Annotated in this window: 7 protein-coding genes and 1 pseudogene; 3 read left to right on the top strand and 5 right to left on the bottom strand. The window is 69.6% G+C overall.

Annotation, left to right across the window (positions count from 1 at the left end; all coding sequences use genetic code 11):
* Window positions 1-2: 2 nt before the first annotated feature.
* Window positions 3-1,742, bottom strand: coding sequence for an MFS transporter (locus ACZ7SW_RS29270; protein ID WP_470233576.1), 1,740 nt, complete (start codon window positions 1,740-1,742; stop codon window positions 3-5).
* Window positions 1,743-2,044: 302 nt separating this feature from the next.
* Here ACZ7SW_RS29270 and ACZ7SW_RS29265 point away from each other — a divergent pair, with 302 nt between their 5' ends.
* Window positions 2,045-3,226 carry a saccharopine dehydrogenase family protein gene (locus ACZ7SW_RS29265; RefSeq protein ID WP_470233575.1) on the top strand — a complete coding sequence of 394 codons (1,182 nt, stop codon included), beginning with the start codon at window positions 2,045-2,047 and terminating at the stop codon, window positions 3,224-3,226.
* A 26-nt stretch (window positions 3,227-3,252) separates the two neighbouring features.
* Here ACZ7SW_RS29265 and ACZ7SW_RS29260 read toward each other — a convergent pair whose 3' ends face one another.
* Window positions 3,253-5,577, bottom strand: a complete 2,325-nt coding sequence (locus ACZ7SW_RS29260) for a LuxR C-terminal-related transcriptional regulator (RefSeq protein WP_470233574.1) — start codon at window positions 5,575-5,577, stop codon at window positions 3,253-3,255.
* 152 nt (window positions 5,578-5,729) lie between these two features.
* Window positions 5,730-6,383, bottom strand: coding sequence for a response regulator transcription factor (locus ACZ7SW_RS29255; RefSeq protein WP_470233573.1), 654 nt, complete (start codon window positions 6,381-6,383; stop codon window positions 5,730-5,732).
* A 410-nt stretch (window positions 6,384-6,793) separates the two neighbouring features.
* Here ACZ7SW_RS29255 and ACZ7SW_RS29250 point away from each other — a divergent pair, with 410 nt between their 5' ends.
* The gene (locus tag ACZ7SW_RS29250; protein ID WP_470233572.1) at window positions 6,794-7,255 is read left to right on the top strand and encodes an acyl-CoA thioesterase; all 462 of its coding nucleotides are present in this window, start codon (window positions 6,794-6,796) and stop codon (window positions 7,253-7,255) included.
* A gap of 323 nt (window positions 7,256-7,578) precedes the next feature.
* Here the strand turns inward: ACZ7SW_RS29250 and ACZ7SW_RS29245 are convergent.
* Window positions 7,579-8,268, bottom strand: a pseudogene (locus tag ACZ7SW_RS29245) (superoxide dismutase).
* Between the two features lie 573 nt (window positions 8,269-8,841).
* Complete coding sequence (locus ACZ7SW_RS29240) at window positions 8,842-9,882, bottom strand: Lrp/AsnC family transcriptional regulator (protein WP_470233571.1); 1,041 nt, start codon at window positions 9,880-9,882, stop codon at window positions 8,842-8,844.
* A 98-nt stretch (window positions 9,883-9,980) separates the two neighbouring features.
* Here ACZ7SW_RS29240 and ACZ7SW_RS29235 point away from each other — a divergent pair, with 98 nt between their 5' ends.
* Entirely contained in the window at window positions 9,981-11,186 is a 1,206-nt protein-coding gene (locus ACZ7SW_RS29235; protein ID WP_470233570.1) for a M20 metallopeptidase family protein, read from the top strand.
* Window positions 11,187-11,190 lie beyond the last annotated feature (4 nt).

Here is an 11,190-nt window from a genome sequence, read left to right as displayed (position 1 = left end):
GGTCAGTCGCTGGCGCCCACCAGCAGGCTGAAGCCGTGCGGGTGCCGCAACCGGGACACCAGCGTCGCCACGATGACGAGCACCGGGAAGACCAGCGTGATCCAATACCCGTAGGTGTACACGTCCCCGAGCGGGAAATGCGTGCCGTCCAGCAGCAGGTCCGAAGTACTCAGGTTCACCTGGCTCGCATAATCCGTGTACGCCTTCACCGCCGCCGGAGAACCGCTCGCGGCCTTGGTCCCGAGTTCGGTCAGCACTGCCGCGTCGACGGACTGGTAGACGAAGCCCGACGCGTTCTGCACCACGGTGATCACCGCCGCGCCGACCGCGAACCCGATCGCCATGACGGTGCCCGGCATGCCCGCCGCCATGCCGGCGCGCTCCTCGGGCACGACGAACTGCGGCACGGCGAACGCGCCGCTGTAGCCTGCCCGGCTGCCCAGGCCGACGATGCCCGAACCGACGACGTATTCCCATACCTGATCATGCGCGACGGCAAGGAAAACCAGGCCCACCGCGCAGATCACCGCTCCGGCGACCAGCACCACTCCGGGCCGTCCGCGTGCGACGAATCGCTCCGAAGCCTTGCCGGACAGGAACATCGTCAGCGCGAACGGCAGCATCACGAGGCTGGTCGCGAGCGGGCTGAAGTTCAGGCCGTACTGTGCGACGTGATCCGGCCACCCGGCGCCCGCGGGCAGGCTCACGCCGCCGACCGGGAACGGGTTGGGGAGATTGCCGTGCAGCATCGCCGGGTCGTTCGGGTTCTGCAGGTAGTAGTTGACGAGCACCAGGAACGCGGCATCGACACAGCCGAACAAGCCGGCCGACAAGCACGCCGTGACGACGAAAGGCTTGCGCAGCAAAGCCAAGTCGAAGGTTGGCTTCGAGGACTTGCGCTCGGCGAAGACCCAGCCGACCGCCAGCACGAGGCCGAGCAGCAGAACCAGGTCGGCGTGCTTGCCGATCGCGGTGTCGGCGGGTGCGCTGAAGCCGAGGAGGATGACAGCGACCCAGCCGATCAGCCACACGGTCCCGAAGATGCCGATCCGCCCGCGGGACTCCGGCGGCGAGTTCGGCACGATCGCCAGTAGGCCGACTGTCGTGAGCACGAAAAGCCCCGCCAGCACATAGAAGAACGGCGCGATCGACTGGTGCGGGATGACCGGGGCCATCGTCGTCGGATCGAGGGTCAGCCGATCCGGCACCGGCCATAGCTTCAGCGAGACACCCCCGCCGACCATTCCGAGCACGACACCGGTGCCGGTGGCCATGATCAGCACGGTGACCGCCGTCGACACGGCGTTGCCGCCCAGGTGCCGGCGCAGGAAGCTCAGCGGCACCAGCTGCGCCGCGCCGCCGAAGCCCATCAGCGCCGAGCCCGCGACGAGGGCGACATAGTTGTCGGCCACCGCCGCGATCAGTGCGCCGCCGGTGAGGAATCCGCCGGACAGCAGCGAAACGGTGCGATCGCTGAGCACGTCGGTCATCCTCGGGATCAGGACGAACCCGGCGCCGCCGCCCAGGGTGAGCGCGGTGAACACCCACGTCGCGGCGGTCACCGAGTTGTGCGCGTAGCTGATCGTGATGAGCGGCAGCAGCGGGGGAAGCATGAAGGCCACCGCGTTGGTCACGGTCGCAAGCACCGCGGCGATCCCGATCAGCGCGGCGCGATGGGGCGCGGACCGCGCCCCGACGTCTTCGGCGACGGACAGGCTCGCCGGCTCTTGCATGTGGGTCATCGTTGATCCCGATCTTTCGAGTGGCTCGCTGGGTGGCGGACAAGGTAGAAGCGCCCCCGCACCGGATCTGCCGCCGGACTCGCGATGTGACCGGATGGGGGATGCCGCCGGTCACACCTTCCGGCGCAAAGCTCGCGGCACAGGGCAGAACCGGCGATATCCGGCAGCCCCCGAGGGGCCGGGCAAGTCCGCGGTCCACCGCTGCGCAGGCGATCCCGCGGACCTGCGGCCCGAATCCCCCGAGCGGGCGTAGAACGCCTGCGCCGGCTCCCCGGGCCTGTCGCGCGCCCGACCATGGCCGCATGACGAATTCCTCCACGAACCGCCGCGGGCGCAAGCGGATCCTCGTGACCGGCGGTGCAGGCGAGATGGGCGCCTACGCCTGCCGCGCCCTCGCCAAGGCCGACGAGGTGGAATCGGTCCTGGTCGCCGACCGCGACCAGAACCGCGCCACCCGGCTCGCCGCCGAACTCGGCCCGAAAGCCCAGCCGCTGGACCTCGACATCTCTGATGCCGACGCCCTCCACGACGCGCTGACGCCGGTCGACATCGTCCTCAACACAGCCGGGCCGTTTTACCGCTTCGGACGCGAGGTGCTCACCGCGGCGATCGCGACCAGGACGAATTACCTCGACATCTGCGACGACTGGGAACCGACGCTCGAAATGCTCGGCCTCGACGACGCAGCCCGCGCCGCCGGGGTCACCGCGGTGATCGGGATGGGCGCGAGCCCCGGCACAAGCAACCTCCTCGCACTGCTGGCGATGAACCAGTGCGACACCGTCGACCGGGTCTACACCGCGTGGCGCGCCGGAGCGCTGCCGTACCCGACCGCCGAGGATCCCGACCCGAAACCGAATGCCGCCTTGGAGCACTGGGTCCACAACTGCACCGAGCCGATCAAGACCTGGCGCGACGGCGGGCTCGTCGACGCCTACGCACTCGAGGAGACGACTCTCGCCTACCCCGGCCGCGAAGCAGGCTCCGTCTGGGTCTGCGGGCATCCCGAGCCGCTCACTCTCCCGCGCGTCCGCCCCGAGGTGCGCGACTCGCTCAACCTCATGGTGGCCCGCCGCGGGTTGATGGACGGCATGGTCCGCGTCGCCGAGCGCGTTCGGGCCGGCGAACTGGATGTTGCCGGCGCGGCCAGGCAGATCCTGCGCGAACCGAACACCGGGGGTGCCGTCGCGGGCCCGTCCCCGACGCTGCCGAACCTCTTCGCGGTCGCCGAAGGAACCAAGGACGGCAAGGGAATCCGGGTCGGTGCTCAGCCCATCGTGCTGCCCAACGCGAACATGGGAGAGATGACCGGGTACCCGCTCGCCGTCGCGACGCTGTTGATGGCGCGCGGCGTGGTCGACAAACCCGGCGTGCACGGGCCGGAGGGCGCGGTGGACCCGGACGCATATTTCGGCGAGCTGTCCCTGTTCGTCGAAAACCGCCCCGCCGGGCCGGTCGTCGAGGTCGTCTCCGAGGAGATCTGACGGTGCCCGGCACCGCGGCCCGCGCGTCACCGCGAGGGCCGCACCATCCAGTTCGCGATCTGGGTCCGGGTCGAAAAACCCAGTTTCGCGAGAATGCTCTCCACATGCCCTTCCGCGGTCCGCAAGGAGATCACCAGCTTCTTGGCGATCTCCTTGTTCGACAACCCCTCGGCGACGAGTTCCGCGACCTCGCGCTGTCGCCGGGTCAGCACTGATACGTCCGCCGGAACCGGCTCCGGACCGCTGTCCGGCGAAGCGTCGAGCAACGCCAGCGCCACGATCTCCGCCCGCGGCTGCCCAGCCCCGCGGACGAACGCGGTTTCGAACCGCTCGTCCCCGAGATCCTTCCGCGCCGCGGATTCGTACTTCTCCCGCTGCGGACCGAACTGGCGGGCGCCAGCGCCGGGCTGTGGGGCTCCGATGGCCTGCCACAGCTTTTCCGCACCGCCGAAGAGCATCGCCGCGCGCTGACTGTCCCCCTTCGCCGCGGTCGCACACGCCAACTGCTCCATCGCGAAGGCCATGCCCAGTGTGTCGTGGAACGTCCACTTGATCCGCAGCGCGGCCCGCAAGTCCGATTCGGCGCGGGCGACGTCGCCTTGGAGCAGTTCCGCGAAACCCCTCCCCCACAACGCGTACGAGAGATTCCACTGGTCCCCGTTGGCTTTGCAGTGCTCGAACAGTTCGGCGAACAGGTCGGCCGCGCGGCCGACCTCGCCCGCGCGCAAATGCGCCGCTCCCAGCTCGACCCTCAAACTGTCCGGGTACTGGGAGTTCACGCAGGCGCGCTCGTACAGCGCCAGCGCCTCGGTCAGCACCGGCACCGCTCCGGCGGGATCGTCGGACACCACGAGCCGCATCCCCATGACGTGCGTGGCGTACGCGAGCGCCGCCGTGTCGCCGAGCTGCCGGGCGAGGTCACGAGCCTGCTCCGGCGCGGCAGTGAGCGCGTCCTGGTCGCCGAGAAAGGCGCCGACGTAGGCAGCGGTCGCCAGGGCCCAGGCTCGTTCGTGACTCGGCTCCTCGTCCAAGGCCAGCCCGCGCTCCAGCCAGAGCCTTCCCTCGGACACCGACGTGATGGCTCCCCAGAACCAGGGCATCGCCGCCAAGCGCAGGCCGGTTCGCGCTTCCCCCGGCACGGAAAAGGAGAACTCCAGCGCCCGGCGAAGATTGGCGTGTTCTGCCAGCACCCGGTCCGTCCACTCCTGCTGCCGCGGGCCGACCCATTTCTCGCCCGCCGCTTCGAAGAGTTTCAGGCACCAGTCGCGATGCCGCCGCTCCAGATGCGTCCGCTCGTCGGCCTCCGCGAGCCGGGACTGCCCATACGCCCGGACCGTGTCGAGCATCCCGAACCGAGCGTGTCGCGCGTGCAAGTCGCGAGTGAAGATCGATTTGTCCAGCAAACCGGCGACCGTGTCGAGGACGGCCTCCCGGGGCAGACCCAGGTCCGCGCAGACCTCTTCCAGCGCCTCGGTGTCGAATCCGCCCGCGAACACCGACGCACGGGCCCACAACAGGCGCTCAGCCGGGGTGCACAGCTCGTAGCTCCAGTCGACGAGCGCCTGCAGCGTCCGATGCCGCTCCGGCACGTTCCGGTTGCCCTCGCGCAGCATCGCGAAGCGGTCGTCGAGCCGGCTCACGAGATCGTCGATGGACAGCACCCGCAGCCGCGCCGCGGCCAGCTCAATCGCCAGCGGAATGCCGTCGAGCCGGTGGCACAGCCGCACGACCGCCGCCTCGTTCTCCGCGGTAAGGGCGAAACCGGGCACTGCGGCCGCCGCGCGCTCGGTCAGCAGCGCGACGGCCGGATAGTGCGTCGCCGCGCCCGGCGTGCTCGGCTCCTCCGGGTCCGGCACCGGCAACGGCGGCACCGAAAAGACATGCTCGCCCGCAATCTTCAAGGAGTGCCTGCTGGTGGCCAGAATCCGGATCTCGGGCGCCGCGCGCAGCACCGCGTCCGCGAGGTCGCCGACAGCCGCCACCAGATGCTCGCAGTTGTCGAAGACCAGCAGCATCCGCGAGGTCCGCAGCTGATCGCACAGCGCCTCGACCGGTTCGCGCGCGGACTGCTCCCGGACGGCCAGGGCGCCCAGCACCGCGTGCGGCAGCAACGCCGGATCCTCGAGAGCCGCCAGTTCGACCAGGCACACACCGTCCGGGAACGCACGCCGCACGTCAGCCGCGACACGGTAGGCCAGCCGGGTCTTGCCGACGCCGCCGATGCCGGTGAGCGTGACCAACCGCGCCGCGGCGATGAGTTGCCGGACCGCGGTGACGTCGTGCCGCCGGCCCACGAAACTCGTCAAGTCCGCCGGCACGGTCGTCGGCGCTCTCCCTTGCGGTGAAGCCATGGGCATCCTGCGTGTATGGGTGGCCGGGACGCGCGTCATCGTACGTCTCCGGTTCCCGGCTCACCAGGCATCGGAACCGGGATGCCGCCCCAGCGCGCCGTTGCCCGAATTGCGCGCCGTTGCCCCGTCGGACCGCAGCGCTGCACGCGAGGTCAGGCGACGAGCCCGAGTTCTTGCGCACGGCTGGCGGCCTGCGCCCGGTTGCGGACGCCGAGCTTGCGGTAGACCGCGCTCGTGTGCTGTTTGACGGTGTGCCGCGAAAGGTTCAGCGACAGCGCCATTTCGGGATTGCTCTGACCGGACACAAGGTGCTGCAACACGTCCAGCTCGCGCTTGGAAAGCTGCACCGGCAACGGCCCGGTGTCCTTCGGAAACACCCGCCCGCCCTCCGCGACGCGCTTCACCGAAGCGACCAGCGCCGCGGTCGGCATCTGCTTCGGCAAGGCCGCGACGGCGCCGTTCACCAAGCCCAGCGCGGCGGATACCCGCCCCTCCGCCGACATCAGCACGACCCGGACATGCGGCATCTGCGCGTGGAATTCGCGGCACAGCTCGAGCCCGGACCGGCCCGGCAACGACGTGCTCACCAGTACCAGCTGCGGCTGGTACCGCCGAGCCACCTGCCAGGCCAGATCGGCCGTCGAGACCCCGAGACACGACGCCACCCACGATTCGCCGTGCAGCACCGCCCGCAACCCGGCCTGCAGCAATTCGTGTTCCTCGACGATCAACACCCGCTGCGCCTGGCACCGGTCGCGCGGGACCTCCCCGGCTGGAACCGGCCGCTCCATGGCCATGACTGTCATCCGGGCACCTCCGGCTGCTCGTGCGGTCAACGCCGACCCACGGGACGGCTCCCGCAGCGCCGCGCCGGGCACTGCACCACCCGCCTCGACGGGGTGAGCCATCCACCTGTGATGTGAATCATTGCTGGTCACAGGTGTCCGGACACCCGGGGAACTACCCGGGTAGTACCTGTCCCCGGTTCCGGCGGCGCCCGCTCCGCGCGAGTCGGCGGGGGTGCTTCACACCGGCGAAATGACAGCCCGCGACGTCGGGACAGCGCCGAGCCGAGCACGCCTGACCGTGGCGTACGCGCCCGTTCCAAGCCGGAACCTCTCCCTGACTGCGCCCGGCTGGGGGATGCTTCCCCCGACCGGGCGGAGAACCCGCCCGCCGTCCGAACAACGCGGCCGGGGTTGAATACCGTGCGTCCATGTGGCGAAGCGACTATCAACTCCGGCCCAACGAGATAGACGCGATGGGCCACCTCACTGCGACCGCGTATCTCGGCTTGCTGGAAGAAGCCCGGGCCGCGTGGCTGGTCAAAAGTCTCGGCACACAGCACCCGCCGTGCGTCCTCCGGTCTCAGCACATCGACTACCAGCGCGAAATCACGCCCGCGGACGGCACGGTGACCGTGACCCTGGCAGTCCTGCAACTGGGCACGTCCAGCGTGCTGATATCCGAGGCGATCTCGGCCGGCGGAACCGTCCGCGCGAGGTCGGAGGCGGTGCTGGTCATGTGGGACGGACAGCTCCGCACCGCTCGCCCGATGACCGAGCACGAGCGCTCGTCGCTGGCAGCCTTCGTCCCGCCGGGCAGGCGGACCTCGGCCCGAGAATACGCGAGCCGGGAGTGCGTCCAGCCAGTCAGCGACGGTCGGGCGAGGAGCTGAGCAGTCGCGTCCTCAACAGTCAGCACTGCCGCGGTGAGACGGCGGCGGCACCGGTCACGACCACGCCCTCGGGACCCGCGACTGCGCAGACAGATCCTCAGAGCCGTCGAATCAAATATTGGTCGTGCCTCGCCAAAGCCGAGCCAGATACCAATGCACCGTCTGCCCGCACCGATCGAGCCGCCGTCTCGGGCACGAGCGGGACCCGAATCTTTTCGACCACCGAACGCAAACCGCGTGGTCTTTCTGCAGCGGAAAGCTTCGGGCCCGCACTTAGGCAGTGGACCAGCTTTCCCGAGCGGGCGATCGGCGCAGGTAAACCGTCAACAGGATTTGGTGATCTTGACAAACTTTTCACGCAGCCACATCAGATAAATGCAGCCCAAGCATTCGATCAGCCCGTAGGCAGCCGAGCGAGCACGGTCCAGACGGCGCGCGACATCGCGCCAGTCGGCGATGTTCCAGACTGCGTTGACGTAGTCTGTCTTGACGTTGAGGTAGTCGAGATAGAAGGCGTGCTCCCACATGTCGAGCATGAACAGCGGTGTGATCCCGACCGGAACGTTGCTTTGCTGGTCGAACACCTGGAACACCGACATCCGCTGCCCGATCGAGTCCTATCCCAGCACCGCCCAGCCGGAGCCTCGGATACCGGTCGCGGCGGCGGCGGACTGCCCTTGAAAGGCAGCGAAGGATCCGAACTGCTCGGCGATGGCATCCGCCGCTTCGCCCTGGGCTCACCGCCTCCGTCCGGTGAAAGGTTCTGCCAGAACACGCTGTGGTTCGTGTGCCCGCCCAGATTGAATGCCAGGTTCTTCTCATGCAGGTCCACGGCGGCGAAGTCCTCGTGCGCCCGGGCCCTCGTCAAGCTTGTCCGGCGCCGCGTTCGCCCTCGCCACGTAGGCCGCGTGGTGCTTGTCGTGATGCAGCTGCATGATTTTGGCTGAGATGTGAGGCTCCAGTGCCGCGTAGTCGTACGGCAGCTCAGGCAAGCTGTAAACGACAAAACACAGTCCCCTTTCACGCGATCCGCGGGCGGGACGCGACAGGAGACCAGCCGAACGCTCGCGAACTCGGCGCGGTAATCGACACCAGAACACTTCTCCGTTAGCCGACACGCCCATGTCGCGCGGCAGCACCGGCACGCGACCTCGCGCTCGCGAATAGTTTCCCGGCATCGCGGCCGGACACCGGGAACCCAGGCGCGTCATCCATTCCCGCGGCATTGTTCCGCGGCACAGTAAATCTTGTTTTCCCCGCCAAACCTTGGTTCGGTAACGTCGCGCGACTGCGACGCGATGATCCCGGATACCGTCGCACGATGCCGTCCAGGATTCTCACCTCGCCGACGTATCGGCTTGTCAGCGCAGCTGTCCTGGGCATTGCGGCAGGACTGGCGGTCACCAAGGCCGTCGCCGCGTCGCTGGGCGTGTTTGCCGGGATCACGACGGCCGGTGCGGATTTCGTGCGGCCGCTCGGGCGCGGCGAGTTCGCCAGCGATGGCGCGCGGTCCGTCGCGGACCCGCCGCGACTGTCCATTGTGGCCGGAAGCGGTCGGCGGCGCCCTTGCCAGCGCGCTCGTCGCGTCAGCGCCGGGTGGCCTCGACGGGGTCGGCCCAGAAGTCCATCGGCACGCAGCCGGTGCTGCGCCCCCAGTCGTCCAGCAGCCGCCCCATCCGCTTGGCGAAGCCAAGGGACACGGCGCGGTCGGTCACCGCCAGGCCGGGCATCCGCTCGACCAGTACCGCCTCCAGCCGCTGGGCATCCTCGAGAGAACGCAACCACGCGCAGTACAAGAAGTTGCTGGTGCCGCCGGTGAGGCCTACGCACGCCCGGGTCTCCGGCAAGGTCGCCAGCAGCCGGGCGGCGTCCTCGGCGCTGGCCGGCGGGATGCTCGCCCACAGCCAGAACGACACAGGCCAGCCCGACATCGGCTGGGCGACGTCGCACCGGAAGGTGATCAGCCGATGCCCGACCATCTCCTTGATCCTTCGGCGGACCGTGTTGACGCTGCAGCCGAGCCTGGCGGCCAGACGTGTCAGCGGCGCACGGCCGTCCTCCGACAAGAGCCGTAGCAGGTGGCGCTCCATCGCGGTGACCGGTCGTGCCGCGGCGCCGGGGGACCGCGGCACCTCGCCGATCCCGGCGCGCTGCTGCGGGTCGAGCGCGCGCAGCTTCCAGTCACTGCCGTAGGAATACACGCGTGTGACCAGATGGGTGCGGGTCGAGCGGACACCGTCCAAGCCGCTGATCGGGCCGAGCACGTAGCGGGACATCGCGGTCAGGTCCGCCACGTCGACTGTCAGCAGAAGGTCGCGGCCGCCGCTCGTGAACTCCACGGTGAGCACGTGCGGCCAGTTCGCGAGGCGGGCGGCCGTCTCACGGACCAGCTCCGACGCGCAGTCGAGCTCGATGAACGCGGCGCAGCCGCCGAAGGTCGGTTGCACGGTGACCCAGGCGAGGCCGGACCCGGTCAGGCGGGACCATCGCCGGGCGACGGTCACCGGGTCAAGGCCGAGGGCTCGGCCGACCGTGGCCCACGACGCCCGGGCGTCGAGCTGGAGGGTGTTGATCAGCGCGAGGTCGACTTCGTCGAGCTCGGCAAAATCGTGATTTGCGGCTTTCATAATGGACGAATCCTGCGATTCCGGAGTACCCGAGTAGATGACATGCCCATACTCCCCCACCCGCTGGATGTCAGGCGGCCGAAGAGGGAGAAGCTGCTTTGTCTGTCGTACTCGATGACGCGCGCGAGCTCCGCGGAGACCTCGTGCGGCTCCGCCGCGAGCTGCACGCACACCCGGAGGTGGGCCTGAACCTGCCTCGCACCCAGGAGCGAGTGCTCGCGGCGCTCGACGGTCTTCCGCTGGAGCTGAAGCTGGGCACCGGCCTGACCTCGATCACCGGTGTCCTGCGCGGGGCCAGGCCTGGCCCGGCCGTGCTGCTCCGCGCCGACATGGACGCGCTGCCGGTCGCGGAGCGCACCGGCGTCGATTTCGCTGCCGCCACCGGGACGATGCACGCGTGTGGGCACGACCTGCACACTTCGATGCTGGTCGGCGCCGCGCACCTGCTCGCCGGCCGGCGCGACCGGCTCGCCGGTGACGTGGTCTTCATGTTCCAGCCCGGCGAGGAAGGCTGCGACGGTGCGCGGCTGATGGTCGAGGAGGGCGTCCTGGACGCCTCCGGCTCCCGCGCGGTCGCGGCGTACGGGATGCACGTCAGCTCAGCCGGCCTCCCCGCCGGGCTGTTCGCCACCCGGCGGGGCCCGGCGCTGGCCGCTTGCGACGCCGTGCACGTCACCGTGCGCGGGGCGGGCGGCCACGGTTCGGCGCCCCACACGGCGCGCGACCCGATCCCGGGCGCGTGCGAGATGGTGACCGCGCTGCAGGCATTCGTGACGCGCACCTTCGACCCGTTCGACCCGGTCGTGCTGTCGGTCTGCCGGTTCGCGTCGGGTACGACGACCAACGTGATCCCCGCCGAGGCGGCGTTCTCGGCCACGGTCCGCTCGTTCTCCAAGGAGAACCAGGCCCGGGTGCGCGACGGGTTCGCCCGTGTCTGCCAGGGAGTCGGGGCCGCGCACGGCCTCGAGGTCGACGTCGACTACCAGGAGCAGTACCCGGTGACCGTCAACGACGTCGCCGAGGCCGAGTTCGCCGCGAACGTCATCGCGGAGGTGCACGGCGAGGAGCGGTTCAAGTGGCGGCCGGACCCGGCGATGGGTTCGGAGGACTTCTCCCGGGTGCTCGACGAGGTTCCCGGGTCGTTCGTCTTCCTCGGCGCATGCCCGGGCGAGCGCGACCCGGCGACGGCGCCGTACAACCACTCCCCGCTCGCCGAGTTCGACGACGGCGTGCTCGCGGACGGCGCGGCCGTCTACAGCGAACTCGCGCTCCGTCGGCTGGCCGGCCACGTCGACCCGGTCTGAAGGA

This window comes from Amycolatopsis sp. NPDC114484 (assembly GCF_055633755.1).
The sequence above is the reverse complement of the archived record's forward strand: the minus strand, read 5'-3'. Positions and strand labels throughout refer to the sequence as shown.